We start from the raw sequence: 25,774 nt of genomic DNA, 5'->3' as shown, positions 1-25,774 counted from the left end.
CGTCAGGCTTCACGAACAATACGACCAATATGACTCCAGTTTTAACAAAGACCTCACAGTGGCGTGCCCGCCGTCACACTGTGGTCTGGATCTCCCCTGCGTCCGCGCACCGGGAGACGTGCACGGACACTCAGGAAGGAGAGGACGATGCGCGATCGTGGCGTGCCGCTCCGCGTGGCGGGAGGGCTCTGCGCCCTGCTCCTCGTCGGTACGGCACTGTACGACGTACGTCAGAGCGCCGCGTCCGGTGACGGGGCCCAGGAGAAGGTCCTGCTCATCGCACCGGCCGGACCCGGCGGCGGTTGGGACACCCTGGCCCGCGAGATGCAGAACGGCCTGCGCGAGGAGGACCTGCGCTTCAACGTGGAGGTCCGCAACGCGGAGGGCGCGGGCGGCACCATCGGGCTGGCCCAGACCGTGGGCCGCGACGGCCAGGACAACGTGCTGACCATGACCGGCCTGGGCATGGTGGGCGCGGTGGAGACCACCGGGTCGCTCTACACGATGGAGGACGCCACCCCCATCGCCCAGCTGGCGTCGGAGTACCTCGCGATCGTCGTCCCGAAGGACTCGCCCTACGAGACCATCGACGACCTCGCCGAGGACTGGAACGAGAAGTCCGGGACCCTGCCCGTGGCGGGCGGCTCCATGGGCGGCGTCGACCAGATCTTCGCCGCACAGGTCGCCCAGTCGATGGGCATCTCGCCCGGGGAGATCAACTACCTCCCCTACTCCGGTGGCGGCGAGACCCTGACCTCGCTGCTGTCCGGAACGTCGGCGGTCGGGTTCGGCACGCTGGGCGACTTCAGCGACCAGATCGAGGACGACGGCCCGCTGCGTGCGCTCGCCGTGTCCTCCCCCGAGCGCCTGGACGGCGTGGACATCCCGACCATGGTCGAGCTCGGCTACGACCTGGAGATGTCGAACTGGCGCGGGGTGATCGCCCCTCCCGGCCTGTCCGATGAGGAGGCCGACGAGCTGGAGGCGCTGGTGGGCGAACTGCTGGCCACCGAGTCGTGGGCGGACACCTTGGAACGCAACCGGTGGACCGACACCTACCAGGGGCGCGCCGAGTTCGAGGAGTTCCTCGCCGAGGAGGTCGCCCTGACCCAGGAGACCGTGAAGGAGCTGGGACTGTGACGCCCGACGAGACCCGCGCGACCGCCGGGTCGGAGAAGAACCCCGTGACCGGGAGTGCCGCCGAGGCCACAGGTGCGGCCGCGACTTCCGGGGACGCGGAGACGGCGGTGGCCACCAAGACCGGTGGGACCGCTGAGGCCTCCGGGACCACCGAGGTTTCCGGGACCACCGGGGCCACCGGGACCACCGAGGCCACCGGAACCCGTGCGGCGACCGAGCGGCCCGCCGGGGCCGAGGACCCAAGCCCCGCCGAGGAGGGCGACGACGCCCAGCCCTCCCAGGCTGAGGCGCTCGACCCCGAGACCACCGTCTGGCGCGGCCCCAGCGCGTGGATCATCCCCGCGCTGGTCGCGGTGCTGGGCGCCGTCGCCCTCTGGGGCGGCCTCACCATCGAGGCGCCGCCCAACGCCACCCGCCCCGGGCCCGGGGCCTTCCCCGGCACCGTGGGCGTGCTGCTGCTGGTCACCGCCGTGTGCATGGCCGTGGTCAACCTCCGCAACCGCGACACGGGCGACGCCGCCCCCGCCCTCGGCTGGTTCGAGGGCCGCCCCGTCCTGCTGGTCCTGGCCGGGCTGGTGGTGCACATCGCGCTGCTGGAGTTCCTCGGCTGGCTGCTCGCGGGCGCCCTGCTGTTCTGGATCGTGGCCTACGCCTTCGGCGCCCGCGCCCACCTGCGTGACGCGATCGTGGCGCTGTCGATGTCCGCGGCGGTCCAGGTCGGTTTCTCGCTCGGCCTCGGCCTCAGCCTGCCGGGCGGCTTCCTGGAGATGGTGCTCTGATGGACACACTGATCAACCTCGCGGACGGGTTGGCCGCCGCGCTGACCCCCCAGAACCTCATGTGGGCCTTCCTCGGCGTGCTGCTCGGCACCGCCGTGGGCGTCCTGCCGGGCATGGGCTCGGCCATGGCGGTGGCCCTGCTGCTGCCCGTCACCTTCCGCCTCGACCCCACCAGCGCGTTCATCCTGTTCGCCGGTGTGTACTACGGCGGCATGTTCGGCGGCGCCACCACCTCGATCCTGCTCAACACTCCCGGTCAGGCGTCGTCGATCGCCACCACCTACGAGGGCCACAAGATGGCTCTCAAGGGCAGGGCCGCGCAGGCGTTGGGCACGGCCGTGATCGGCTCGTTCGTGGCGAGCATCATCGGCACGCTGGTCGTGGCGCTGTTCGCACCCGTCATGGTGGCGTTCGCGCTCAACTTCGGCCCCGGTGAGTACTTCGCCCTGACCGTGTTCTCGTTCGTGGCCGTGGCCGCGGTCGTGTCCGGCTCCGTGGTGCGCGGCATCGCGTCACTGCTCATCGGCCTGGCCATCGGGTTCGTCGGGATCGACGGCCAGAGCGGGGCCGCCCGGTTCGACTTCGGCTCCTCCAGCCTGCTGGACGGGATCGACATCGTCATCGTCACCGTGGGTCTGCTCGCCCTCGGTGAGGTGCTCTACATCGCGGCCCGAGGAAAGTCGGCGCCCAACTTCGCGGCGATCCGCACCGGCCGACCGTGGCTGGGCCGCAGGGACCTGCGCCGCTCCTGGAAGCCGTGGCTGCGCGGCACCGCGCTGGGCAGCGCCTTCGGTCCGATCCCCGGCAGCGGTGCCGAGATCCCGACCTTCCTGTCCCTGGGGCTGGAGCGCAAGCTCGCCGAGCGCCGCGAACGCCGGACCGGGGAGAAGAGCGAGTTCGGCCAGGGCGCCATCGAGGGTGTCGCCGGACCGGAGTCGGCCAACAACTCCAGCGCGGCGGGCACGATGGTCCCCCTGCTGGGCCTGGGCCTTCCGACGTCGGCGACGGCGGCGATCATGCTGGCCGCGTTCCAGCAGTACGGACTCCAGCCGGGGCCGGTGCTCTTCGAGCGCAACGCCGACCTGGTCTGGACCCTGCTGGCGTCCCTCCTGGTCGGCAGCGTGCTGCTGCTGGTGATCAACCTGCCGTTCGCACCGCTGTGGGCCAAACTGCTGAAGCTGCCCAAGCCGTACCTGTACGCGGGCATCACGCTGTTCTCGGTCCTGGCGGTGTACGCCATCAACACCTCCGTCACGCACCTGGTGATGCTGCTGGCGATCGCCCTGCTGGGGCTGGGGATGCGGACCTTCGGGGTCCCCGTCGCCCCCGCCCTGATCGGTGTGGTGCTCGGACCGATCGCCGAGACCGAGTTCCGCCGTGCGCTGGCCGCCTCCTCCGGCGACCCGTCGATCCTGGTGGGCAGCGGCATCTCGATCACCCTGTACGTCCTGGTGCTGGTCGCGGCCATGATTCCGCTGATCTCCATGGCGCGCCGCCGCGCGGCGGCGCGCCGGAGCGAGTCCGCGCGGACCGCCGAGCGCGTCTGACCACCCCGCGGGCCTGACCCTCCCGTCTCCCAGCGGCCCCCGGCACCGGTGGGTTCTAGCGGTGGTCGCAACACCCTGACTTTCAGGAGGTTGCGGCCACCGTGTCGTTTTCGAAGGAAGAACGGGACCGTCAGCGAACACGGTTCCTGGAACTGATGACCGAGGTCGGCAACGTCACCGACGCAGCCCGCTCCCTTGGCATCAACCCCCACACCGCGTTCGGGTGGGCACGCAAAGCAGGACTGCGCTCCCAGCGACGACAACGCCCCCACCCAGCACGAGGCGAGTATCACCGCCTGCGTAAAAGCGCTGTGCCTCGCCGAGAGGCCGCCCGCAGGGCCGGGATCAACGAGCGCACCGCCAAAGACTGGGACCGCGGGGTACGCAAGTCCGGCAACTCAAGGATCTACGCTGATGGCCGCCGGGTGAACTACTCCACCGGGCAGACCATCATGGAGTCCATGACCACCCCGCAACCGGTGATGGACGCACTCGAAAAACAGGTGCATCCGCGCTTTTTGGCCCTGCCCGAGCGCGAGAGGATCGCGGACCTTGACCGGGCGGGGTGGAGCCTGCGAGCGATCGGCCGCGACCTGGGGCGACCCGCGTCCACGATCAAGCGTGAGCTGGACCATCACCGCGACACCGATGGCTCCTACGGCGCTTATACGGCCCAGCGCCGAACGGTCGCCCGGCGGGCGCGTCCCAAACCCACCAAACTCGCCTGCCCCGGCCCTTTGCGCGACTACGTCGCCCAGGGGTTGCGAAAGCGATGGTCACCACAGCAGATCAGCAACCGGCTCGGCCAGGACCACCCCGAGGACCAGGAGATGCGTGTGAGCCACGAGACCATCTACCAAGCGCTCTATGTCCAGGCCCGTGGCGGGCTCAAGCGCGAGGTCGCCGCCGCTTTGCGCACCGGCCGCATCCGACGCAAGTCCCGCCGCTCCCCCGAGCACAGGCAGAGCCGGTTCACCGACCCGATGGTGATGATCAGCGAGCGTCCCGCCGAGGTCGAGGACCGTGCCTTTCCCGGGCACTGGGAGGGGGATTTGATCACGGGGGCGCACAACAAGTCCGCGATCATCACCCTGGTCGAGCGCTCCACCCGGTACGTGATGCTCGGCCACCTGCCCGGCGAGCACACCGCCGAGGCGGTCGGAGGGGTTCTGAGCGGACTGATCACCGCGCTGCCCGAGCATCTGCGTGGGTCATTGACCTGGGACCAGGGCAGCGAGATGGCTGGCCACAAGAAGTTCTCCGTGGCTACGGGGGTGCCGGTGTTCTTCTGCGATCCGGCCTCGCCATGGCAGAGGGGGTCGAACGAGAACACGAACGGGCTGCTGCGGCAGTACTTTCCCAAGGGCACGGATCTGTCAGTGCATGGCCGGTTGGATCTGGAGCATGTGGCTCAGGAGCTGAACGGTCGGCCACGCAAGACGCTCGGCTGGGAAACTCCAGCCGAGCGTCTGCCTACACTCGTCTCAATCAACGAGGTGTTGCGAGGACCCGTTGAATCCACCACCGCGCGGGTCGGGGGCCGCTCCCGTGTCCGCACGTTCCGGTACGTGAAGTCTCCTCTGAGGGACCGACGCATGTTCTGTCCCGTGCGCGGAGGAAGAGGCCCCGGCCCCTGGCACCCAGCGGGCCCAGACCGGATGCGGTCTGGGCCTGTCGGGCGCCGGGGGTCTACACCTGGTCGGTGCGGATGGCGCCAAGGGCGGCGGCCCACTCGGGCCCGGCGAACCCCAGGGTGCCGTGGTCACGGTTCTGGGTGTCACGGACCAGGTGCTCACCGGGGAGGTCGGCAACTTCGACACAGTTGCCGTTACCGCCGCTGTAGCTGCTCTTGCGGAAGGTGAGTTCGTGGGTGTGGGGGCGCATGAGAGGGACCTCCGTTGGGGTGGGGGTGCTGACTGGCTCATGCTCAGTTCTGCCCGCTTCTACGCCCTGTGTGCAGAGGAAGACGACTCGAATCCCGTTCCAGTTGCGAACCGTGGAGCCTGATCAACATACGCATAGCAGAGGTGAGCGGCGCCCCTCGGATGTCGAGATGTGGAGGGGCCCAGGTGCACTCACTGGACCCCTCTGCTTGCTATGAGCGAGTGACGGTGCTCAGCGCTGCCTGCCACTCAGTCGCGCTGAACAGGAGGTGGCCGAGCTCGCGGTTTTGGGTGTCTCGTACAGCGGACACTCCGGGGAGGTCAGCGACCTCGATGCAGTTCTGTCCCTGAGGCTGGCTGTAGGAGGACTTGCGGAACAGGTCGTTCGGGATGGTTGAGTTCATCATCGGTTCCTAGGTGATCATTTCTGTCAGGCGTTTCACGGTCTCATCTGGTGTGAGCGCCGCGATCCGCAGATGGCCGAAGACGTTGCGGTACCGCGCTACCTCATCTGGTTCCTCCAAGTACAGCCCGTCGGTATCCGTCTCCAGGAAGACGATCGACGGGTCAACTGCCTCAGGGAAGTCCATGATCACGAACGGGCCGCCAAGCCCTGGGCTCAGACGGTACGCAGGGGTCATCTGGATGGTGGTCGTCGCCAACGATGCGACCTCCAGCAAGTACTCCACCTGCCGCTTGAGCGTATCGGGGTGGTCAGCTGACAGAGCGTTCAGCGCCCCTTCGGAGAACACGGCCCACAGTTCAGGAGGGTCTGTATTGAGGATTCTCTGTCTTTCGATCCGAGCGTCGACCGCACGCTGAACACTGTGCTCATCGCCAACCTTCGCGGCCTTGGCCAGTACTCGCGAGTACTCCGGAACCTGGAGAAGACCCGGGATCACGAGGGGCTCCCAGGTGCTGATCACGCTCGCTTCGGCTTCGAAGCCGATGAACTTGCCAGACAGGACATCTCTGTAGCGTGTCCACCACCCGCTCTCGCGTGACTGGCGGACCAGATTCAGAATCTCCTCACGTTCCCGCTCGTCAGTCACCCGGTAGGCATCGAGCAGAGCCCGCACTTCATGTACCTGGGGGCGTTTCTTCACCCCGGACTCGATGTTGCTGATGGTGGTGCGCGACATTTCGGCAGCTGGTGCTGCTTCATCGAGGGTCATCCGCGCGGCATCACGACGTCGTCGGAGCTCATCAGACAGGCGTCGGCGGCGGACGGTGGGGCTGTATCGCTGCGTCATCGCTCTCCCGGTCGCTGGTCGCACACCAAATCCTAGATCCTTCGGTCCGCCGAACTGGACATTCATGGATTTCCCGGACGGGATTTCAGCATGGCCTTGAAAATCGGAAATTCAGGTTCCATGATGATGCTAACTCGAAATCCCTGTTGGGTCTCCCGCCCGGCACTGTCCGTACCGGAGGTGTGCGCTGATGGCGCCCCGTTACCTGAAACTCTGCGAGCTGGCGTGTACCCGCTACCTCGCGTCCGAGGCGATACGTCGCCCTCGCCCGAGGCAGGCGGCCCGTGTGCGCCCCTTCGCCGCGAACCCCCGCCGCCACCACCCGTCCCGCTCCTGGAGCCCGGTCATCCCCTCGCCCCGCAGGCCCATCGACGCGGTCCCGGCGGAAGTCCTGCGGGCCGTGCTCGCCGGGTTGCGGCGTTTGGTGGTGACCTCGTGAGGCCCGCGCCGCCGTTCTCCCCCGAACTCGCCCACCGCGAAGTGGTGGCTCCGGTGGCGAGCTTCATCAAGCCGTTCCACTCGCACTACTTCTCCCGCACCGTCGGACCCCCCTACCGCAAGCGCCAGTACTCCTTCGCCGGACTCCCCGGACTCATGCCGTTGGTTCGCGCGTTCCTGGACACCAGCGCGGCCGAGCGGTGTGAGGAGTACCAGTTCCTGTTCACCCTCCTGGGCAGCGAGCTGGCGAACAACGCCATCAAGCACAGCCGGTCGAGTGAGCGGGGCAGTACCTACACGCTCACCATCGACCGGGGCGCGAAGGGGATGACGCTGACCTGCCGGGACCAGGGCAGCCGCCTGCCCCAGGACAAGGGCACCTTCACCGCCGCCACGTTCGCTGACATCGAAGCGGGAACCGCGACGGGGCGGGGGTTGGCGCTGATCGACACTTTGGCGGACCGGTGGGGGGACAACGGGGACCCGAAGTTCCGCCAGGTGTGGTTCTTCCTCGCCTACGACCTCACCAACAACCCGTGGTCCCTGATCGACGCCGGGAACACCACAACCCCCAAGAACCCCGAGACCCCCGAAAGCTCTGGGTGTCGTCGCTGCGCCGGGACCACCGGGAGCACTGGGAACACCGCGAGCGCGGGGAGTCCGGAAGGGCCCGGGAACCCTGCGAGCTCCGAGAACCCCGAGATCTTCGGGACGTCTGAGGGGCCCGAGAACGCTCAGGGCCCCGGGACCTCAGAGAACCCCAAGAGTCCCGAGAACTCTGAGGGGCTTCAGAACGCTGGGATCACGGACACGAATGAGGTGGAGTGCTGATGGACATCAACACCCAGGACCTCCTGGCGACCGCTGAGGACGCCATCACCGCGCCCCCACACCTGACCCGGGCGCAGTCGGATCAGTGGTTCAACTACACCCTGCGCCACCGGCTCCCGCGCGTGCGGGAGGCGTTGCGGATCGCCCGAGAACCGGGCAACACCGCGCTCGCGGTGGAGATGATCGAGCAGGCCATCCACGACTACCCCGCCCCGACCTCCCCGGGACGGATGGTCAGGCCCCTCAACAACACCAGCACCTTTCGGACGTTGCCGCTGTTGGAGCAGGAACTGACCCACCTCTTCCACACCGACTGGATCACCACCGTGGAAGGCACCACCCCCAACGAGGTCTACGTAGGCCGCCGACCCCTCGGCTGGACGGGCCAAGGGGACCCATTCGAGAGGGTCACCGCACCCACCCGCACCGAGCTCTTCCGCAAGCTCTCCCGCCGCTTCCGCAACGACCGCAAGAACGACCCGGAACCCCCAGACGCCGCCTGAGAGCTCCAGGGACCTCAACACTCCAGCGCCTGAGGACCCCGGTGTCTGAGCACTCCGGAGTCCGAAGGCGTTCATGAAAAAGCTCTGGCGGGTGCGCGAACACCCCCAGAGCAGGCCGACAACCCACGCTCCGTTGAAGAGAAGAGATTGCCGACATGGCCATTGTGCCGCACACGCACCCGCCCACGCACGCTCTCGACCCGACGATCGCCCCGCCCGAACCCGGCTTCCGGTGGGAGTGCCGGGTCTACCCCGGACAGCTCGCTCTGATCAGCCAGGTCCGGACCGACATGTGCACCGACCTCAACCGCCTGGTCGCTCTCCCGGAGGAGGCTCGGGAGGAGATGGTGTTGTGCGCCAGCGAGATGTTCGCCAACGCCTGCGACCACTCCCGCTCCGGACACGACCCCGACGGCAGGGTCGTCCGCACCCTGGAAGCACCGGTCCCGGGCCTGGTGAGGGTGTCGATCATCGACGACGGTGCAAGGACGGACACCACCGTGGACTCTCTCCCGAGGGTCCCGCGCAGGCGCACCCGCAAGGACTGGGAGGAGGCCGAACGCGGCCGAGGCCTGCTGATGGTCGGCCACCTCGCCTCCCGCTGGGGGTTCCGTCCGGTGCTGGACTTCCCCTTCTGCGAGGGGCTGGGCACGGTCATCTGGGCCGAGTTCACCCTTCCGGCCTTGGCCAATGGGGGCGTCCGGTGACCGGTAGCACTCAGCTCAGCGATGGGGTGCGCTCGGTCTTGACCGCGCCCCGAGGCCGCCGGTTCCCGCGCTCCGGAGAACGCCCGCGGCGCACGTCCGTCCCTCGGATCGTTCCCTCCCAGAACGCGTCTTCTCAGGAACCCTCCTTGTGGAGCGTTCCGGCCCAGGCGGAAGCGTCTCGGCTGGGATCGCCGCAGTCGGAGATGCCCTGGGAGGAGACTCATCAGGCCAGGCGGGAACGGCTGCTCCGCCAGATGGACGGCAACCCCAGGGTCGCGTACATGCTCCAACACGGACCCGTCCCGCACTGGGTCAAGGTGGCACGCCAACACCGCGAACAGAAGGCCCGGGAAGCGGCCGCCGCCCAGACGAAGCCGAAGCCCACCCTCCCCCGGGGCCGTCACCGGGCACCCCGCTCCTGGTGGAGGTGGCCCGCCACCGCCCTGGGAGCGTCACTGCTCCACGGGCTACACGTCCTGGACACCGTGGCCCCGGCAGCCCTGAACCACCACATCGGCATCCTCAACTAACCCCACAGGGGAACGGGGCCCGGCATGAGATCCCCTCGTGTCCGGGCCCCGGGGGCCGTCAGTCCTCGCGTCCGTGCTCCACCGCTTCGTACAGGGCGCGGATGTTGCCGCTGCCGAAGGTGGTGGCGCCCAGGCGCTCGATCACCTCGAAGAACACCGTGTTCCTCGGGTGGGTGGAGCGGGCGAAGATCTGGAAGAGCTGGCCGTCGTGGTCCTCATCGACCAGAACACCCAGCTCACGCAGCTCCTCCACGGAGTGCCTGCGCAGCTCCAGGCGCTCACCCAACAGCCGGTAGTAGGCGTCGGGAGTGGGCAGGAACTCCACCCCGCGCCCCCGCAGCAGCCCGACCGTGCCGACCGCGTCGGCGGTGCTCAGCGCGATGTGCTGGACACCGGGTCCGCCGTGGTCGCGCACGAAGTCGTCGATGTGGCCGGGATCGAGGTCCTGGTCGGGTTCGATGAGGGTGAGGGTGGCGTCTCCCCCGGCGGAGCGCACGATACGCGAGACCATCGCCTGGGTGCCGACGACGACGCGCTCCTCGAAGATCAGCTCGAATCCCAGGACGTCCCGGTAGTACGCGACCGTGGGATCGAGCCGCCCCGGTTCCAGACAGACCGCCAGGTGGTCGACGGCGAGCAGCCCGAGGTCGGCGCCGTCCCCGAACCCGTCCACCGGGGACAACCCCGGAAGGCGGCGTACGTCGGTGCCCGCGGGGCGCTGGACGAACGTGTGGGTGACGTCCCCGAACCCGGTGACGGTGGCGGTGACCACGCCGTCCCGCTCGACGGGCGCTGCGACCGACCCCGCACCCCTGGACACCGCGAGGTCGTGGGCGGCCCGGGCGTCGGCCGCCGTGAGGGCAATGTCCGCGACTCCGTCCCCGTGCGCGCGGACGTAACCGGCGGCCGGGTGGTCGTCGGTCAGGGCTTGGACGAACACCATCCGGATGCCGCCGGCGCCCACCATGGTGGCCGTCTCCGCACCGTTCCGGACGCCTTCGGCGAGGGTCCCCATCCCGTACCCGTCGCGCATGCGCAGGGCCGCCTTCTCGGCGTCCGCCGTGTGGAATCTGAGGTGGTCGACCGTCAAACCGTGCAGGGCCGTCATGGGCTCTCCCCCTGGAGGTCGGTGGTCCGCGCGCGGGCGCGCCACGGAGTCCCGAGGCTATGCAGGGGCGCACGCCCCGCCAAGGAGCGGTCGGCGCACGCCGAACCACCCCGGGCGACGGCTCCCAGGTCATCCGCGCGAGGCTGTGACCAGCGGGGCGGCAGGGGTTACGCATTTTCTTCCTGAGCCGGGCGTCCCGGTGGCCCGGTCGCCGCCCCGGCCCCGAGACGGACCGCGCCGGGTCAGACGGTGGCGCGCAGCAGGGGCACGCGTTGGGCGGCGGCCACCAACAGGAGGCTCACCACGGTGGTCGCCGCCGCGTACCCGGCCGCTGCGGTCAGGCCCGCCAGCCCGTCGGGGGTCCCCCCGAGGTCCCGCAGCGTGTACAGCACCATGACGTGCACGAGGTAGACCCCGAAGCTCAGCCCGGACAGCACGGCGATCGTCCGGTTCACCCGGCTCCGCGCGCCCAGTCCGGCCAGACAGGTACCCCAGGCCCGCAGCAGCAGGAAGGCGCCCACCGAGGCGACGATCATGGTCGGGGACAGGAAGTCGTAGACGTACTCCGCTCCGGTGCCCCACTCGCCCGCCGCCGTGGCGATCCCCCCAGCTCCCAGGACGGTGCCGGTCGTGCCCAGGACGAAGGCCACCGACCCGTGGAACGCGTCGCGGGGGCGAGGGCCCCGGTCCACGAGCAGCCAGCCGAGCAGGTAGTAGCCCAGGAACGGCAGGAACCGGGTCGCGGCGGTGACCCCGCCGACCCCGTCGACCAGGGCGGAGACCTGGTCGAGCATCCCCAGCGACAGCGCCGCTCCCGCGAACCACCACAGGCCCGTGCGCGAGGTGTGCGCCACCACCGTGCGCAGGAACGGCGTGAACACGTACAGCCCGGCGATGACGTACAGGAAGTACAGGTGGATCGAGGGCGACCCGGAGGCCGCCTGGGCCAGCGAGTCGGGGAAGCCGGTGCCGTCGCGCCAGAACTGCCACAGCAGGTAGGCGAGGGTCCACACGAGCAGGGGGACCCCGATCCGGGCCCACCTCTTGCGGTAGAAACCCCGGACGTCCTCCTCCTTGGGGCGCAGCAGGAGGGCACCGCTGATCATGATGAACACGGGCACGCACCAGCGCAGCGCGGCGTCCACCACGTGCGCTGTCCACCAGGTGGGGCCGCCCAGGTCGGTGTAGGTCGTGCTGACGAACGGCGAATAGGCGTGCACCAGGACGACGGCCGCCATCGCGGCCACACGGGCGAACCCCATCCAGGCGGTCGGGGAGACCGTCGGGACGGCGGGTCCCTCGGCGGGCGGGGCTACGGCGCTGTGGGGGGCTTCATCGACTCGCACACACCACCGATATCTGTTCGTTACCTATAACGCAAGTCCGGAACCGGTGACCATCGGTGAGCGGGCGAGCCTTCCCCGTGGTCAGGGCCGCACCGCGCCGCACGGAGAAAATCAATCGAAACCGGGCACCGGAGTGCCCCGAGTGCCTGCGGCCAGGGGTAGCCGCCCCGGCAGTGGCGTCTGCGGACGGGCCCGCACCCTCAGCCGATCCGTTCTCTCTACTTCATCGCGCTCGCGGTGCTTCCGAACTCCGGAACGGAGGAGATCGGGGCTTCGGGGGGAAGTCCAGTGGAACCTTCCAGGCCTGGGAGGAGCACGGGCAACACCTCACCGGGGACGCGTGCCCCTACTTCCTCCACAGGGCCCCGGAGATGCCTGACGCCTCCGATTCCCACGGAGGCGCGGTCACCGCCCAAGAGGCGAGGGCCGCGACTCGCGAAGGAGAAGGCGGTCGACAGGCTCTCGTTCGTCCTCGTGGGCATCGTCGCCTTCCAGTCACTTCGTCTCGTTCGGGTGGCTCGTGTGAACCTGCTCAACGAAGACCGTGCGCTCGTGGACGTAATACCAGATTCGGGCGGTGCCCTTCGCCGTCGGCTTGTGCTGCCAGCGCTCGTGGGTGGCTCCTCCGCGCCGAATCGTGCCGAGCTCGCCGCGGAGGCGGTAGTTCGTCGGTGTAGTGGATAGGGGCGTCCTCGTGAGGAAGTCCCAGGTCTCCGTCATGGAGTTGCGGATCGTCGCGACGAGGTCCCGCCATCCCTTGCGCGCGTCTGCGGTCGCGAAGCGAATCTCGTATTCGGTCCTCTTCGGAGGGCGGGGGACCAGCTCCCCCTTCTTGGCAGCCGCCACAGCTAGGGACGCTCCACGGTCTCGTCGTCGTCAAGCCATTCGAGGTCGGCGTTACCAAGCCCAGCCGCGATAGCGGCGGCTGTCTCTTTCCAGGACGTCAGTTCCGCAAGCGCGAGGTGCGGTTGGTTGGTGGAGAACGAGGCGCGTGCGGAGTCCACGAGGTCCTGCGCGCAGGTCACCCGATCCGTCGGCGACAGCGCGAGCATCCAAGGGAAGGCCTTGGTCATACGCTCGGCCAGTGAGCCGTTCTCGTCGAGGGCGACGGTGATGAGCTGCGCGGCAAAATTCAGCAAGCGGGAGCGACCTTCGGCCTCGCGCTGCGACATGAGCACCAGCGCCTCGCCGTCACGCCGGGTCACCGTCACAGGGTGGTCCTCAGCCTCGGCAAAGACCTCGGCTGAGTGCTTGCTCAGGTCCGAGGAACGCCGGGTCGCGGCCGGGAGGTCCGTTGCGATGGTCATGAAACCATCGTATTCGGAACCTGTTCGGAAGTCCAGCGGCCGAGGACCATCTACAGAGGCAGAGTAGGTGGACAGGTTCAACGCCCGGCAACGCCGACGCTCAGCGACCGGCTGACTGACATTCACAGAGTCGAGAACAAGAAACCGAGCACGGTGGCCGGAGATTCCAGAAAGACGGCTCCACCAATCTCGGCACATGCCAGAGCCTCCATCACACCCGACGAGACAGCCCGGGAGAAACAGGCCCACCCAGCACCGAACCAAGGAAAGCAGCCTGGCCGGGAGGCACAACCCACCCAACCGCGTCCAAGAAACCCCACGCCCAACAAGCAGCTGCGGTCACCTGTGACAGCTTCGGCGGCCCCTACTGCGCTGCCCGGTTCCGGGGGCTGAGTGCCTGTGCCAGATGGCCCAGTCATCATTCCAGCGTTCGCGGGCGTACGCGCACGTACTCCGCCGTACTACTCGGCCGCGCGCCCAGAGTCCGCGTCGTCCGAGGTCACGACACCGATCGGACAGCTGGCACCGGTTCCGCCGATGCCGCAGTAGCCGTTGGGGTTCTTCGCGTCGGAGAGGTACTGCTGGTGGTAGTCCTCGGCGAAGTAGAAGGCCCGCAGCGGGGCGATCTCGGTGGTGATCGGGCCGAACCCGGACCGGGTCAGGACCGGCTGGAAGGCGTCGCGGGTGGCCTCGGCCGCCGCGCGCTGGGCGTCGGAGTGGTAGTAGAGCGCCGACCGGTACTGGCTGCCCACGTCGTTGCCCTGGCGCAGGCCCTGGGTGGGGTCGTGGCCCTCCCAGAACACCTTGAGGAGCTCCGTGTAGGTGATGCGCGACGGGTCGAAGACCACGCGGACCACCTCGGTGTGGCCGGTCAGGCCGGAGCACACCTCCTCGTAGGTGGGGTTGGGCGTGTAGCCGCCCGCGTACCCCACGGCGGTGGTGATGATCCCGCGCTCGGCGCCCAGCCGCCAGAAGGTGCGCTCCGCGCCCCAGAAGCAGCCCATCGCCACGTCGGCGACCTCGCTGCCCTCCGGGTAGGGCGGGGTCAGCCGGGTACCCAGCACGGTGTGGCCGAAGGGCACCGGCATCGGGGTGTCCCGGCCGGGAAGGGCCTGGGTGGGGTCGACCATGGTCGTCTTTCTGCCGAACATGCCTCCAGGCTATCCGGCCTGTCCAGAGCGCCCCCGGGTGCGCGGGCGGCGGTTGTCCACAGGCTGGGACGGACAGGAGACAGGCGGGAGAATTCGTCCTACGATTACGGATGTGTCGGACACCAACCGCGGTGTCGCCCTCGGGGCGACCGCCTTCCTCATGTGGGGCTTCGGCGCCCTCTACTGGCCCTTTCTCCACCCCTCCGAACCCAACGAGGTACTGGCCCACCGCATGGTGTGGGCGCTCCTCGCGATGTGCGTGTTCCTGCTGCTGGCCCGCCGGGGGTGGTCCTGGCTGCCCCGGGTGCTGCGCGATCCCCGGACGCTCCTGCCGGTCGGCGCGGCCGCGGTGCTCATCTCGTTGAACTGGTGGGGGTTCATCTACTCGGTCTCCACCGAGCAGACCCTCCAGGCCTCGCTGGCCTACTTCATCAACCCGCTGATGACGGTCTGCCTCGGCGTGGTGTTCTTCGCCGAGCGCCTGCGCGCCGCCCAGTGGGTCGCGGTGGGTCTGGGCGTGGTGGCGGTCGCCGTGATGACCGTCGCCTACGGGTCCGCCCCCTGGCTCTCGCTGCTGATGGCCACCTCGTTCGCGGCCTACGGCGCGGTGAAGAAGTACGTGAGCCTGGACGGCATGCAGAGCCTGACCGTCGAGACGCTCGTGATGTTCCTGCCCGCGCTCGGGTTCGTGGTGTATCTGGAGGCCTCGGGTTCGGGCACCTTCCTGTCGGTCTCGCCCGGACACGCCGCGCTGATGGTGGGCGGCGGGTTCGTGACCGCGCTGCCGCTGCTGCTCTTCGGGATGGCCGCCCGCAGGGTGCCGCTGAGCGTGATCGGCATGCTCCAGTTCATCGCGCCGACCATGATGTTCGTGATCGGGTGGTTGGTGCAGGGCGAGGAGATGCCGCCGAGCCGCTGGATCGGCTTCGTGTTCGTCTGGCTGGCGGTGTGCGTGTTCGCGTTCGACCAGGTCCGCAGTTCGCTCGCGCGGTCGGCCCGGGCCCGCGAGGCGGCGGCCCCGGCCGACCCCAGACCCTGACCGGAACCGGGCGTTCCCGGTTTCGGCCATGCGAAACTACCCTCGGTGACATTGTGCTAACGTCGAGTCGTGGGTGTCGGGCTCCGTCCCGCCCCGACCTGGCCACACGTCCCGGAGGGTCCCCTTGATTCCTCGCACCAGCCGTACCGGCACGCTTCGTGCCGCGCCGGCCGCGTGCGCGGCGGTGCCCTCCGCGATCGGCCTCCCGCTCCTGTTGTGCGCCTTCCTGGCCGTGCTGTGGCTGCTGTGCGCCGCACCGGCCCAGGCCGACACCTCCGCGCCGGGCTCCGGCCCCCTGGGCACACCCGTCTCCGAGGCCGCCTCCGCCACCGGCGAGGCGCTCGGGCTGGACCGGGCGCCCTCGCTCGACACGGTCGTGCCCGGGGAGGTCACCGAGCCGGTGACCGCCACCCTCGGCACCGTGCACCAGCGACTGGAGCGGCGCACCACCGAGGCCGCGGAGGCGGCCGTGGCCCTGCCCGAGCCCGCCGTGGCCGAGGTGCGCGGGTTCGTGGCGGAGATCGACCGCACCCGCGAGGAGACGGTGGACGGCGGACTGGTCCGCGCGCTGCCCGTCTCCGAGGACCGGGCGCCCCGCACCGCCGTCACCGACGCCGACGCCCCCGAGGAGACCGGTGAGGACCGGGGCTCCGAGGAGGACCGGGCCGCCGCCGACCCCGAGCGTCCCGCGCAGCCGGACGCCCTCCTGTTCGCCCCGGCCGCCGTCCAGCAGGCCACCCCGGGCGCGGGCGAGGGGCACGGCGGAGCCGAGCCGGACGACGCCGACCGTTTCCCGGAACACCAGCGCGTGCAGCCCGCGACCGGTTCGCCCGCGCCCACCTCCAACGGACCGGCCCCCGTGCCCTCCGTCGCCGGGTACCTCTCGGCCGCGCCGCTGCCCGCGCCCGCCGCCGACGCCGTGCTCCTGGCCGCGCACCGGCTGCACACCGTGCCCGCCGACCCGGCCGACGACCCCACGGTCTCGCCGGACTAGCGAACGGTCCCGCCCCGGGCGCGCCGAGTGCGCGCCCCCCGGACCGTTCCCAGCACGTTCTCCCTGGGAGCTGACCTGAGTCCCGTGCCCTCGTTCACGTGATTCACGTCAGCCGGTGGTCCGCCCCGGCTCCGCACGACCGCCGTCCACGGCGTCGCGGTCGTCCCGTTCATCCAGAGCTTCACCAGGGAAGGAAAACCATGACGCAGACCAAGCGCTTCTCCGCCCGAGCCGTCCTCCTCGCCACGGGCACCGCGGGCTTCGTGGCCCTCGGTGCCGGTGTCGCCGGGGCCGAGACGCTGGCCACCCCGATGCACGAGATCGCGCCCACCGTCGAGCGCGCGCTCGTGGAGGGCGTGGCCCCCACGATGCACAAGCTGGCCCCCGAGGGCGTCACCCCGATCGCCGACCGCGCCCTGAGCGAGCTCCAGGAGACCGCGAACGCCGAGAAGCCCGCCCCGGACCTGGGCGCCGTGCTGCCCCAGTCCCCCCTGTCGGAGGCCGTGACGCAGGCCCAGGACGCCACGGGTCTGGACGGGAACCCGCACGACACGGTCGGCCACACGGTGGGGCGCGGCCTGGAGAGCGCCGCCCAGGACGCCGGGGCCGCTGTGGAGGGCACCGCCCGCGAGGCGGGGACCTCCGCCGAGTCGACCGCCTCCGAGGTGCTGCCGCACACGGTCCAGGCCGCCGCCGACCTGCGCGACGAGATGCTGGTGCTGCCCGAGCTGGACACCACCCGGCTGCCCGACCTCCAGGACCGCCGGCTGCCCGAGCTGAGCGAGGCCCCCACCCTGGAGCAGGTCACCGGGCTCGGCGGCGTCACCGACCTCACCGGCGACAACTCGCTGGTGCTGGACGACCTCAACCCGGTCGGCGCGCTGTCCGAGCCCCGCCCCACGCCGGTGCACACCAGCGCCGCCGTCCCGGCGGAGGGCACCGACCTCACCGCTCCCAACATGTGGGACCTGGCGGCCGCCTTCGGCCTGGAGACCCCCAAGGCGCTCCAGGACGTGGTCGAGTCCACCGAGCTGACCGCCGACAACTACGTGAGCCTGGGCGAGGAGGAGGTCCTGGGCATGGTGGGCAACCGCGCCTGGGAGGGCCGTGACCTCACCACGGTTCCGCAGAGCTCCCCCGGCACCCTGGCGGCCCAGACCCCGGGCGTGGCGGCCCCCGAGTTCGAGACCCCGCGCGTCACGGACCTGACCGACGCCCTGCTGACCGGGGTGTCCGACCTCGGCTCCGCCGACCTGGGTTCGGCCGAGCCGGTCTCCCTCCAGGGCCCGCTGGCCGACGCGCAGATGCCGCGGGTCGCCGAGGGCATCGACACCACCACCGCCGAGGACCTGGTCAACGGCCTGAGCCGGGGCACCGACCTGCTCGGCGACCTGGACACGAGCGACCTCGTCTCGATCGACGGCGGTACCGCCGAGGCCGAGACCCCCGAGGGCATGGTGCAGCACCCCACCTTCACGGACCTGCCGGGTTCCGAGGCGCTCCCGCTCGTGCGCTGACCCCGTACCCTTCTCGCGGCGCCGTCCCACGCACCGGGGCGGCGCCGCCGTCGTGTCCGGCCCCCTCGAACCGTTGCCGTTTCGATCCCATAAGTCGGGTTCCTCCCCCTCTCCACGCACAAGAATCAGGTCATGGTTCTCAGCAAGCTCTTCGGCCGGGGCGACGACCGGCTCATCCGCCGACACGGCCTGACCCTCGGCGACGCCTGGCACGACCCCGAACTCACCGATGCGCTCCCCGGCGTCCTCGACGGCGACCTGGCCGCGGGTCTGGCGCTCCTGGACGTCGACGACCCCCAGCTGCGCTCCTCGCGCCTGGAGGTGCTCGCCAAGGAGGGCACCGGGCTGTTGGACGCCCTGGAGGCGGGGATGGACCAGCCCGACCCCGAACCCGACCTGCTCATGTGGGCCGGCGCCACACGCGTCAGGGCCGCCTGGAAGGCGCGTTCGGGCCGTTGGGCCAAGGACGTCGGCCGTGAGCGCTTCGCGACCTTCCACGAGACCCTGGCTCCCGCCTTCGAGCCGCTCATGTACGCGGCCCAGACGAGCCTCACCCCGACCGCCCTGGACCAGCTCCAGTGGTTCGGGCTGGGGATCGGCATGCCGAGGGAGGAGCTGGACCAGATGTGGGAGCGGATCGTCGAACTGGACCCGCACCACCACGCCTCCCTGGAGTCGCGGCTCCAGGTGCTGTGCCGTAAGTGGTCGGGGTCCGAGGAGCAGATGTTCGCCTTCGCCCGCGAGCGGGTGCGCCGGGCCCCCTCCGGCGACCGTTCGCTGGTTCTGATCGTCCAGGCGCACTACGAGAAGGTCATGTACTGGATCAGGGAGCAGGAGGCCGAGACGATCGGCCAGACGCGCGACCTGCTCACGATCCACTACACGGAGACCGCCGTGACCGAGGAGATCGTCGCGGCGGCCGACCGCTGGTTGGAGGGCGACCCCGACTACCCGCTGGTGGCCAGGGACGCCCACGCGTTCGGTTCCGCGCTGTCGGTGTGTTTCGAGGACGAGCGGGCCGCCGCCGCGCTCGAACGGGCCGGGAGCGCGGTCCCGGTGGGCCAGGGCAACCTGTGGGGGTACCTGGACCCCCACCCCGCCGTCGCGTACGCGCGCGCCAGGAAGCGGCTGGGCGTCCCGCTGCCCGTGGTCTGAGGGCCGCGCCGGGGGCCGCCGGGCGCGCCGCGTCCACCGCCCCCGCCGCCTGGGCCCAACCTCATGGCCCGGGCCCTCCCCCTCCGGACACACACGAGGGCCCCGACGGGAACGGATGCGCGTCGGGGCCCTCGTGGTGTCGGAGCGGCGGGTCAGCCGGAGCGTTCCACCACGTAGTCGCACAGGGCCAGGAAGGCGTCCCTGGCGGGGATGTCGGGCAGCGTGGCCAGCTCGGCGCGGGCCCTGTCGGCCCAGCCGCGCAGGGTGGCGTCGGCCTCGGCCATCGCCGGGTGCGGGCGCAGCAGGCCCAGGGCCTCCTCCGCCTCGGTGTCGTCCAGCGGACGGCCCAGCAGCGACCTCAGCCGTTCGTCGGCCGGGTCCTGCGAGCGCATCGCGTAGAACATCGGCAGCGTCAGCACGCCCTCGCGCAGGTCCGTCCCGGGGACCTTGCCCGAGTCGGCGCTCTCGCTGGCCACGTCCAGGATGTCGTCGGCCAGCTGGAACGCCATGCCCAGCGCGTCGCAGGCACGGGTCAGCGTTCCCACCGTCTCCGGGTCGACCTTGCCGAACATGCCGCCGAACTCCGCCGAGGAGGCGATCAGCGACGCCGTCTTGTCGTCGATGACGTTGAGGTAGTGGTCGAGCGGGTCGATCCCGTCACGCGGGCCGGAGGTCTCCAGGATCTGGCCCTGGACCAGGCGCGCGAAGGTCTCGGCCTGGAGCCGGACCGCCTCGGTGCCGAGGTCGGCGAGCATCGTCGAGGCCTTGGCGAACACGTAGTCGCCGGTGAGGATGGCGATGGTGTTGCCCCAGCGCTGGTTGGCGCTGGGCTCGCCCCGGCGCAGCTCCGCCTCGTCCATGACGTCGTCGTGGTAGAGCGTCGCCACGTGGGTCAGCTCGACCACGGCCGCCGCCGGGATGAGGTCGGGGACCCGGGGGTCGCCGAAGTGGGACGAGAGCAGCACCAGCATGGCGCGGAAGCGCTTGCCTCCGGCGGCCAGCAGGTGGGAGGCGGCCTCGGTCAGCATGGGGTCGCTGGACCGCACCGACTCCCTCAGCAGCTCCTCGACCTTCTCCAGGTCGTCCTGGATCTCCCGGGCGAGGGTCGGGTCGACTCTCGGCAGAGCGAGAAAACCGCTCGGGACAGCACCGCTCACCGTAAGGCTCCACCTGTTGAACGGGCGTGCTGGCGGCCCCCTCGGAAGGGGACCGCCACACGCTCAGCACACGAACATGATCCGACTTGCCACGGTATCCGACCCGGAATGAAGGTCCAAAGCCACACCCGGGTCGGTACTCACTCGTCGGCGGGGACCTCCGTCACCTGGTCGACCATCACCGCGGCGGGTTCCTGACCGGGCTCCCCGGACGGCAGAAGGGTGTCCAGGACGGGTCCCGGGAAGATCCCGAGCACCAGGGTCGCGGCCACGCCCACCGTGATCACGCCGCCGGTGAGCACCCCGGCACGGGCCACGGTGGGGCCCTCGCCCTCCGAATCCCGGAAGAACATCACAACGATGATCCGCACGTAGAAGAAGGCGGTGACGGCACTGCTCAGCACACCGATGACGACCAGCGGGGCCGCCCCGGCCGCCACGGCGGCCTCGAACACGGCGAACTTGCCGATGAACCCGCTGGTGAGCGGGATGCCCGCGAAGGCGAGCAGGAACAGTGTCAGGGCCAGGGCCAGGCCCGGGGCGCGCCGCCCCAGCCCCGCCCAGCGGTCGAGGTCGCCGAGCTCCTGCCCGCCGTCCCTGGTGCGCACCAGGGTGACGACGGCGAACGCGCCCAGCGTGGTGAACCCGTAGGCGGCCAGGTAGAACATGGCGCCCGCGAGGCCCTCGACGCTGCCCGCGACGACCGCGGTGAGGATGAACCCGGCGTGCACCACCGAGGAGTAGGCCAGCAGCCGCTTGACGTCGCGCTGGGTGACCGCCACGATCGCGGCGACGACCATCGTCAGGATGGCCACCGTCCACAGCATGGGCTCCCAGACCGCCGCCGAGGTGCCGAACGGCACGAAGAACACCCGCAGCAGGGCGCCGAAGGCGGCGACCAGCGTGCAGGAGGCCATCAGCGCGGTGATCGGGGTCGGGGCGCCCTGGTAGACGTCCGGCTTCCAGTTGTGGAACGGCACGGCGCCGACCTTGAACAGCAGGCCGATCGCGACCAGGCCCACGCCCATGAGCAGCAGCGGCTCGCCGTTGCCGTCCTGGAAGATCTCGGCTCCGCCGGACTCCACGGCCTGGCGGATCACGCCGAAGTTCACCGAGCCCGCGTAGCCGTAGACCATGGCGATGCCGAACAGGAAGAACGCGGAGGAGAACGCGCCGAGCAGGAAGTACTTGACCGCGGCCTCCTGCGAGAACAGGCGGCGCCTGCGCGCCAGCCCGCACAGCAGGTACAGCGGGAGGCTCATGACCTCCAGAGCGATGAACATGACCAGGAAGTCGTTCGAGGCCGGGAACATCAGCATGCCCAGCACCGCGAACAGCACCAGCGGGTAGACCTCGGTGTGCTGGGAGCCCGCGAGGATGTGCGCGCGCTCCTCCTCGCTGCCCGGAACCGTCGCGGCCTGGGCCGAGAACGCGTCCCGGCCGTCCCGCCGCTCGGCGATCAGCATGAGGCTGACCAGGGCCAGCACGGTGATGGTGCCCTGGAAGAAGAGCACCGTCCGGTCGACCGCCAGCACTCCGCTGCCGATGGTGGTGCCGCCCCCGACCGCCTCCACCTGGAGGAGGATGAGGACGAACGCGACCAGCAGCGCGCCCGCCGCCAGCACGATCTGCACGGTGCGGCGCGAGCCCTTGGGCCAGAAGGCCTCCAGAAGCACGCCCAGCACACCGGCGCCGAAGAGCACCAGGTACGGCGCGAGCAGCCACCAGTCCAGGACCGGTGGAGCCTCGGTGACTCCGTGGAGCGCCGGGGGCGCCCCGTCCGCGAGATTGAGGGGGATCACTCCTCGTCTCCTTCCGCGTCGCCGTCCGCGACCGTCACCTCGGTGTCGGCCGGGGCCTCCACGGTGCGTTCGACGGCGGGGTTGATCACGTTGAGCAGGGGTTGCGGGTAGACGCCGAACGCGATGATCAGGGCGATCAGCGGGGCGACCGCCCAGGTCTCACGGCCGGACAGGTCCGGGAGCGCGGACAGCTTCTCCGGGGTGGGGCCGGTCATCGTGCGCTGGTACATCCACAGGATGTAGAGCGCCGCGAGGACCACGCCGACCGCGGCGATGATCGCCGCGACCGGGCTGAAGGCGTAGACGCCGACCAACACCAGGAACTCGCTGACGAAGGGGGCCAGCCCGGGCAGCGCCAGACCGGCCAGGCCCGCGATCAGGAAGACCGCCGCCAGCCGGGGCGCGACCTTCTGGACGCCTCCGAAGTCTTCGATGCGCGCGCTGCCTCGGCGGGCGATGAGGAAGCCCACGATGAGGAAGAGCGCGCCCGTGGCGAACCCGTGGTTGACCATGTACAGGGCGGCCCCGGCCTGGGCCTGCTGGGTCAGGGCGAAGATGCCCAGGGTGATGAAGCCGAAGTGGGACACCGAGGTGTAGGCCACCAGGCGCATCATGTCGCTCTGGCCGATGGCGAGGATCGCACCGTAGACGATGCTCACCAGGCTCAGCGCCACCACGGGCCACACGAACCACGACACGGCGGCGGGGAACATCTCCAGGCAGTACCGGAGCATCCCGTAGGTGCCCACCTTGTCCAGCACGCCGACCAGCAGGACGGCCGTGCCGGGGCTGGACGACCCGGCCGCGCTGGGCAGCCAGGTGTGCACGGGCCACATCGGGGCCTTGATCGCGAAGGCGATGAAGAACCCGAGGAAGAGCCAGCGCGCGGTGGCCGGGTCGACGGCCGCGAGGGCGCCGCCCGGGTCGGTGAGGTCGGTCCACAGGAAGGTCCCGCCGACGACGTACACACCGATCACCGCGACCAGCATGACGAGGCCGCCCGCGAGGCTGTACAGCAGGAACTTCATGGCGGCCCTGGCGCGTTCGGCGCCCCGCCCGTAGCGCCCGATCATGAAGTAGACCGGGATGAGCATGGCCTCGAAGAACACGTAGAAGAGGAAGACGTCGGTGGCCGCGAAGACACCGATCATCATCGCTTCGAGGGCGAGGACGAGGGCGAAGTAGCCGCGCCCGCCGTCCTCCCGGTCGTCGTGTTCGTTCCAGGCGGCCAGCACCACGAGCGGCACGAGGACCACGGACATCAGGATGAGCAGGAGCGCGATGCCGTCGACGCCGACCGCGAAGTGCACCCCGAAGTAGGGAATCCACGGGTGGACCTGCTCGAACTGGAGTCCGCCCGCCTTCGAGACGTCGAAGTTCAGGGCCATCGCCACGACGAGCAGCAGGGTCGCGACGGAGAAGCCCAGGGCCACGCGCTTGGCGGTTTCGGCCGGGGCCGCGCCGCCGGTGGCCGGACGGGTCCGGGTGGCCGTGGCCGTGGCGGAGCCGGAGCCGGCCCCCGCGTGTGCCGAGGCCTGGGCGCCGTCCGGTGCCGCGGGGGCCTTGACGCGCGGTAGCGCCCAGATGACGACCGCGCCGATCGCGGGGAGCGCGATCGCGAGAGTGAGCCAGGGGATCATTTAGAACCTCACAACCAGCGTCGCGGCGACGATCACGGCGCCGAGGAGCATGGTGAGCGCGTAGGTGCGGGCGAACCCGGTCTGCGTCCTGCCGAGTCCGGTGGAGGAGTCGCCGACCCCGGCACCGATCCCGTTGACCGCGCCGTCGATGACCTTGTCCTCGATGACGACCAGCGCCTTGGTGAGCACCTGGCCGGGTCGCATGAACAGGCCCTCGTTGATCTCGTTGCCGTACAGCTCGTTGGCGGCCGCGACGGTGACGAGGTTGCCCTTGGGAGCGGTGCGCTCCACGGGCTTGCGCAGGTACAGGGCCCAGGCCAGGGCGACGCCCAGGACGAGCACGACCAGGGCGGCGATGCCGTAGGGCGCGGTGAAGGCGTGGCCCACGGTGAAGTGGTGCGGCTCGGCGCCGATGGCCGGGGCGAGGAAGCCCGCGAACCGGTCGCCGAAGACCAGGAAGGCGCCGAGGGCGACCGACCCGACCGACAGCACCACCATGGGGGCGGTCATGCTCACCGGCGACTCGTGCGGGTGCACGCCGTCGTCCCAGCGCTTCTTGCCGAGGAAGGTCATGAAGACCATCCGCGACATGTAGAAGGCGGTGAGCGCGGCGCCGACGATGATCGCGGTGCCGAAGACCGCCCCGGCGGTTCCGCCGATCCCGAAGGCGGCGGAGATGATGCTCTCCTTGGTCCACCAGCCGGACAGGAACGGGACGCCGATGATGGCGAGGTAGCCCAGGCCGAAGGTGGCGAAGGTGATCGGCATCTTCGACGCCAGACCGCCGTACCGGCGCATGTCGACGCCGTCGTTCATGCCGTGCATGACCGATCCGGCGCCCAGGAACAGCCCGGCCTTGAAGAAGCCGTGCGTGATCAGGTGGGCGATGGCGGCGACGTAGCCGACCGGGCCGAGCCCGGCGGCCAGCACCATCATGCCGATCTGGCTCATGGTGGAGCCCGCCAGGGACTTCTTGATGTCGTCCTTGGCGGAGGCGATGACGCCGCCCGCGAGCATGGTGGCGGCACCGACCGTCATGACGACCGTCTGCGCGACCGGCGCGCCCTCGAAGATCGGTCCGGCGCGGACGATCAGGTACACGCCCGCGGTGACCATGGTGGCGGCGTGGATGAGCGCCGACACCGGGGTCGGACCCTCCATGGCGTCCAGCAACCACGCCTGGAGCGGGAGCTGCGCGGACTTGCCGCAGGCGCCCAGGAGCAGCAGGAGGCCGATGGCGAGCAGGACGCCGTCGCTCGCTCCCGGAACGGCCGCGAAGACGTCGCTGAAGCTCACCGCGCCGAGCACGGTGAACATGATCATGATCGCCACGAGCAGGCCCAGGTCGCCGACCCGGTTGATCAGGAAGGCCTTCTTGGCGGCGGTGGCCGCCGTGGGCTTGTACTGCCAGAACCCGATGAGCAGGTAGGACGCGAGGCCCACACCCTCCCAGCCGAGGAAGAGCAGGACGAAGTTGTCCGCGAGGACCAGCACGAGCATGGCCGCGACGAACAGGTTGAGGTAGGCGAAGAACCGCCGTTTGCCCGGGTCCTCGGCCATGTAGCCGAGGGAGTACACGTGGATGAGCGAGCCCACGAAGGTGATCAGCAGGACGAAGCTGATCGAGAGCGGGTCCACCAGGAGGTTGATCCGGGCGGAGAGGTCACCGGCCGCGAACCACTCGTAGACGGGGACGGAGACGGTCCGCTCGGCCGCGCCCCGGCCGAGGAGGTCGAACAGGGCCAGGACCGCCCAGACGAAGGAACCGATCGGCAGGGCGGTGGCCAGCAGCGGCCCCCAGCCGTTGGTGCGCCGCCCGCCCAGCAGCAGGACCGCCGCGCCCACGAGCGGCAGGGCGATCATCAGCCAGGCGTTGGACAGCACCGCGCTGTCGGCCGCGGTCGCCACGGGGTCGGCGGCGAGGTACGCGTGATGTTGTGTCACTGC

24 protein-coding genes and 1 pseudogene are annotated in these 25,774 nt (G+C 70.1%); 13 read left to right on the top strand and 12 right to left on the bottom strand.

All coding sequences use genetic code 11. From position 1 onward, the window contains the following. Window positions 1–147: 147 nt before the first annotated feature. The 4 genes and pseudogenes from ACFYL4_RS11870 to ACFYL4_RS11855 form a co-directional block, all read left to right on the top strand. Window positions 148–1,140 carry a tripartite tricarboxylate transporter substrate-binding protein gene (locus ACFYL4_RS11870; protein WP_357769477.1) on the top strand — a complete coding sequence of 331 codons (993 nt, stop codon included), beginning with the start codon at window positions 148–150 and terminating at the stop codon, window positions 1,138–1,140. Next, the gene (locus tag ACFYL4_RS11865; protein ID WP_387518267.1) at window positions 1,137–1,919 is read left to right on the top strand and encodes a tripartite tricarboxylate transporter TctB family protein; all 783 of its coding nucleotides are present in this window, start codon (window positions 1,137–1,139) and stop codon (window positions 1,917–1,919) included. Before ACFYL4_RS11870 ends, ACFYL4_RS11865 begins: the two co-directional genes overlap by 4 nt. Then, window positions 1,919–3,466, top strand: a complete 1,548-nt coding sequence (locus ACFYL4_RS11860) for a tripartite tricarboxylate transporter permease (RefSeq protein WP_357769479.1) — start codon at window positions 1,919–1,921, stop codon at window positions 3,464–3,466. Before ACFYL4_RS11865 ends, ACFYL4_RS11860 begins: the two co-directional genes overlap by 1 nt. A 482-nt stretch (window positions 3,467–3,948) precedes the next feature. Beyond that, window positions 3,949–4,953 (top strand): annotated as a pseudogene (locus ACFYL4_RS11855) (IS30 family transposase); the annotation flags it as partial. Between the two features lie 202 nt (window positions 4,954–5,155). On the opposite strand, the gene ACFYL4_RS11850 reads toward ACFYL4_RS11855, so the two are convergent. From ACFYL4_RS11850 to ACFYL4_RS11840, 3 genes are all read right to left on the bottom strand, one after another. Beyond that, entirely contained in the window at window positions 5,156–5,350 is a 195-nt protein-coding gene (locus ACFYL4_RS11850; protein WP_357769480.1) for a DUF397 domain-containing protein, read from the bottom strand. A gap of 211 nt (window positions 5,351–5,561) precedes the next feature. Continuing rightward, window positions 5,562–5,753: a DUF397 domain-containing protein gene (locus ACFYL4_RS11845; protein ID WP_357769490.1), complete on the bottom strand. Its 192-nt coding sequence runs from the start codon at window positions 5,751–5,753 to the stop codon at window positions 5,562–5,564. A 9-nt stretch (window positions 5,754–5,762) separates the two neighbouring features. After that, window positions 5,763–6,602: a helix-turn-helix transcriptional regulator gene (locus ACFYL4_RS11840; RefSeq protein ID WP_357769481.1), complete on the bottom strand. Its 840-nt coding sequence runs from the start codon at window positions 6,600–6,602 to the stop codon at window positions 5,763–5,765. 190 nt (window positions 6,603–6,792) lie between these two features. On the opposite strand from ACFYL4_RS11840, the gene ACFYL4_RS11835 reads away from it, so the two are divergent. The 5 genes from ACFYL4_RS11835 to ACFYL4_RS11815 all read left to right on the top strand — a co-directional run bounded on the left by ACFYL4_RS11835 (window position 6,793) and on the right by ACFYL4_RS11815 (window position 9,611). Beyond that, window positions 6,793–7,041: a hypothetical protein gene (locus ACFYL4_RS11835; protein ID WP_357769483.1), complete on the top strand. Its 249-nt coding sequence runs from the start codon at window positions 6,793–6,795 to the stop codon at window positions 7,039–7,041. Continuing rightward, entirely contained in the window at window positions 7,038–7,871 is an 834-nt protein-coding gene (locus tag ACFYL4_RS11830) for an ATP-binding protein (protein ID WP_357769485.1), read from the top strand. The genes ACFYL4_RS11835 and ACFYL4_RS11830 overlap by 4 nt, the downstream gene beginning before the upstream one ends. Continuing rightward, the gene (locus ACFYL4_RS11825; RefSeq protein ID WP_357769487.1) at window positions 7,871–8,374 is read left to right on the top strand and encodes a hypothetical protein; all 504 of its coding nucleotides are present in this window, start codon (window positions 7,871–7,873) and stop codon (window positions 8,372–8,374) included. The genes ACFYL4_RS11830 and ACFYL4_RS11825 overlap by 1 nt, the downstream gene beginning before the upstream one ends. 155 nt (window positions 8,375–8,529) lie before the next feature. Beyond that, entirely contained in the window at window positions 8,530–9,081 is a 552-nt protein-coding gene (locus tag ACFYL4_RS11820; RefSeq protein WP_387518266.1) for an ATP-binding protein, read from the top strand. Between the two features lie 203 nt (window positions 9,082–9,284). Further along, window positions 9,285–9,611 carry a hypothetical protein gene (locus ACFYL4_RS11815; protein ID WP_387518265.1) on the top strand — a complete coding sequence of 109 codons (327 nt, stop codon included), beginning with the start codon at window positions 9,285–9,287 and terminating at the stop codon, window positions 9,609–9,611. A 58-nt stretch (window positions 9,612–9,669) separates the two neighbouring features. Here the strand turns inward: ACFYL4_RS11815 and hppD are convergent, their stop codons facing one another. The 5 genes from hppD to msrA all read right to left on the bottom strand — a co-directional run bounded on the left by hppD (window position 9,670) and on the right by msrA (window position 14,523). Then, entirely contained in the window at window positions 9,670–10,719 is a 1,050-nt protein-coding gene (hppD, locus tag ACFYL4_RS11810; protein ID WP_387518264.1) for a 4-hydroxyphenylpyruvate dioxygenase, read from the bottom strand. A 242-nt stretch (window positions 10,720–10,961) separates the two neighbouring features. After that, window positions 10,962–12,065 (bottom strand): acyltransferase, encoded by a 1,104-nt coding sequence (locus tag ACFYL4_RS11805; RefSeq protein WP_387518263.1) that lies wholly within the window; start codon window positions 12,063–12,065, stop codon window positions 10,962–10,964. Between the two features lie 495 nt (window positions 12,066–12,560). Beyond that, on the bottom strand, window positions 12,561–12,911 hold the full coding sequence (locus ACFYL4_RS11800; protein ID WP_387518262.1) for a hypothetical protein: 351 nt from the start codon (window positions 12,909–12,911) through the stop codon (window positions 12,561–12,563). Window positions 12,912–12,913: 2 nt separating this feature from the next. After that, on the bottom strand, window positions 12,914–13,372 hold the full coding sequence (locus tag ACFYL4_RS11795) for a prevent-host-death protein (RefSeq protein WP_357763710.1): 459 nt from the start codon (window positions 13,370–13,372) through the stop codon (window positions 12,914–12,916). A gap of 461 nt (window positions 13,373–13,833) precedes the next feature. Continuing rightward, window positions 13,834–14,523 (bottom strand): peptide-methionine (S)-S-oxide reductase MsrA, encoded by a 690-nt coding sequence (gene msrA, locus ACFYL4_RS11790; protein WP_387518261.1) that lies wholly within the window; start codon window positions 14,521–14,523, stop codon window positions 13,834–13,836. A gap of 112 nt (window positions 14,524–14,635) precedes the next feature. Between msrA and rarD the strand changes: the two genes are divergently transcribed. The 4 genes from rarD to ACFYL4_RS11770 all read left to right on the top strand — a co-directional run bounded on the left by rarD (window position 14,636) and on the right by ACFYL4_RS11770 (window position 19,228). Beyond that, window positions 14,636–15,562 carry an EamA family transporter RarD gene (gene rarD / locus ACFYL4_RS11785; protein WP_357763705.1) on the top strand — a complete coding sequence of 309 codons (927 nt, stop codon included), beginning with the start codon at window positions 14,636–14,638 and terminating at the stop codon, window positions 15,560–15,562. Window positions 15,563–15,686: 124 nt separating this feature from the next. Further along, window positions 15,687–16,556 (top strand): hypothetical protein, encoded by an 870-nt coding sequence (locus tag ACFYL4_RS11780; RefSeq protein WP_357763702.1) that lies wholly within the window; start codon window positions 15,687–15,689, stop codon window positions 16,554–16,556. A gap of 200 nt (window positions 16,557–16,756) precedes the next feature. After that, window positions 16,757–18,073 carry a hypothetical protein gene (locus ACFYL4_RS11775; protein ID WP_387518260.1) on the top strand — a complete coding sequence of 439 codons (1,317 nt, stop codon included), beginning with the start codon at window positions 16,757–16,759 and terminating at the stop codon, window positions 18,071–18,073. Window positions 18,074–18,205: 132 nt separating this feature from the next. Beyond that, the gene (locus tag ACFYL4_RS11770; protein WP_357763697.1) at window positions 18,206–19,228 is read left to right on the top strand and encodes a hypothetical protein; all 1,023 of its coding nucleotides are present in this window, start codon (window positions 18,206–18,208) and stop codon (window positions 19,226–19,228) included. 152 nt (window positions 19,229–19,380) lie between these two features. Here the strand turns inward: ACFYL4_RS11770 and ACFYL4_RS11765 are convergent, their stop codons facing one another. The 4 genes from ACFYL4_RS11765 to nuoL all read right to left on the bottom strand — a co-directional run bounded on the left by ACFYL4_RS11765 (window position 19,381) and on the right by nuoL (window position 25,771). Beyond that, window positions 19,381–20,385 carry a polyprenyl synthetase family protein gene (locus tag ACFYL4_RS11765; protein ID WP_357763694.1) on the bottom strand — a complete coding sequence of 335 codons (1,005 nt, stop codon included), beginning with the start codon at window positions 20,383–20,385 and terminating at the stop codon, window positions 19,381–19,383. Between the two features lie 140 nt (window positions 20,386–20,525). Then, the gene (nuoN, locus tag ACFYL4_RS11760; protein ID WP_387518259.1) at window positions 20,526–22,187 is read right to left on the bottom strand and encodes an NADH-quinone oxidoreductase subunit NuoN; all 1,662 of its coding nucleotides are present in this window, start codon (window positions 22,185–22,187) and stop codon (window positions 20,526–20,528) included. Continuing rightward, on the bottom strand, window positions 22,184–23,827 hold the full coding sequence (locus ACFYL4_RS11755; RefSeq protein ID WP_357763689.1) for an NADH-quinone oxidoreductase subunit M: 1,644 nt from the start codon (window positions 23,825–23,827) through the stop codon (window positions 22,184–22,186). The genes nuoN and ACFYL4_RS11755 overlap by 4 nt, the downstream gene beginning before the upstream one ends. Continuing rightward, entirely contained in the window at window positions 23,828–25,771 is a 1,944-nt protein-coding gene (gene nuoL, locus ACFYL4_RS11750; RefSeq protein ID WP_357763739.1) for an NADH-quinone oxidoreductase subunit L, read from the bottom strand. Window positions 25,772–25,774 lie beyond the last annotated feature (3 nt).

The sequence above is a fragment of the Nocardiopsis sp. NPDC006938 genome, from assembly GCF_042869555.1.
Classification (GTDB): domain Bacteria; phylum Actinomycetota; class Actinomycetes; order Streptosporangiales; family Streptosporangiaceae; genus Nocardiopsis.
The sequence above is the reverse complement of the archived record's forward strand: the minus strand, read 5'-3'. Positions and strand labels throughout refer to the sequence as shown.

What these genes read in the sequence shown, in the direction of transcription:
- ACFYL4_RS11770 (WP_357763697.1), top strand. Translation starts at nt 18,206, where the DNA reads ATGGTTCTCAGCAAGCTCTTCGGCCGGGGCGACGACCGGCTCATCCGC.
- ACFYL4_RS11820 (WP_387518266.1), top strand. Translation starts at nt 8,530, where the DNA reads ATGGCCATTGTGCCGCACACGCACCCGCCCACGCACGCTCTCGACCCG.
- ACFYL4_RS11795 (WP_357763710.1), bottom strand. Translation starts at nt 13,372, where the DNA reads ATGACCATCGCAACGGACCTCCCGGCCGCGACCCGGCGTTCCTCGGAC.
- ACFYL4_RS11840 (WP_357769481.1), bottom strand. Translation starts at nt 6,602, where the DNA reads ATGACGCAGCGATACAGCCCCACCGTCCGCCGCCGACGCCTGTCTGAT.
- ACFYL4_RS11850 (WP_357769480.1), bottom strand. Translation starts at nt 5,350, where the DNA reads ATGCGCCCCCACACCCACGAACTCACCTTCCGCAAGAGCAGCTACAGC.
- ACFYL4_RS11860 (WP_357769479.1), top strand. Translation starts at nt 1,919, where the DNA reads ATGGACACACTGATCAACCTCGCGGACGGGTTGGCCGCCGCGCTGACC.
- ACFYL4_RS11815 (WP_387518265.1), top strand. Translation starts at nt 9,285, where the DNA reads ATGCCCTGGGAGGAGACTCATCAGGCCAGGCGGGAACGGCTGCTCCGC.
- ACFYL4_RS11835 (WP_357769483.1), top strand. Translation starts at nt 6,793, where the DNA reads ATGGCGCCCCGTTACCTGAAACTCTGCGAGCTGGCGTGTACCCGCTAC.
- ACFYL4_RS11825 (WP_357769487.1), top strand. Translation starts at nt 7,871, where the DNA reads ATGGACATCAACACCCAGGACCTCCTGGCGACCGCTGAGGACGCCATC.
- msrA (WP_387518261.1), bottom strand. Translation starts at nt 14,523, where the DNA reads ATGTTCGGCAGAAAGACGACCATGGTCGACCCCACCCAGGCCCTTCCC.
- ACFYL4_RS11755 (WP_357763689.1), bottom strand. Translation starts at nt 23,827, where the DNA reads ATGATCCCCTGGCTCACTCTCGCGATCGCGCTCCCCGCGATCGGCGCG.
- ACFYL4_RS11870 (WP_357769477.1), top strand. Translation starts at nt 148, where the DNA reads ATGCGCGATCGTGGCGTGCCGCTCCGCGTGGCGGGAGGGCTCTGCGCC.
- ACFYL4_RS11775 (WP_387518260.1), top strand. Translation starts at nt 16,757, where the DNA reads ATGACGCAGACCAAGCGCTTCTCCGCCCGAGCCGTCCTCCTCGCCACG.
- ACFYL4_RS11845 (WP_357769490.1), bottom strand. Translation starts at nt 5,753, where the DNA reads ATGAACTCAACCATCCCGAACGACCTGTTCCGCAAGTCCTCCTACAGC.
- hppD (WP_387518264.1), bottom strand. Translation starts at nt 10,719, where the DNA reads ATGACGGCCCTGCACGGTTTGACGGTCGACCACCTCAGATTCCACACG.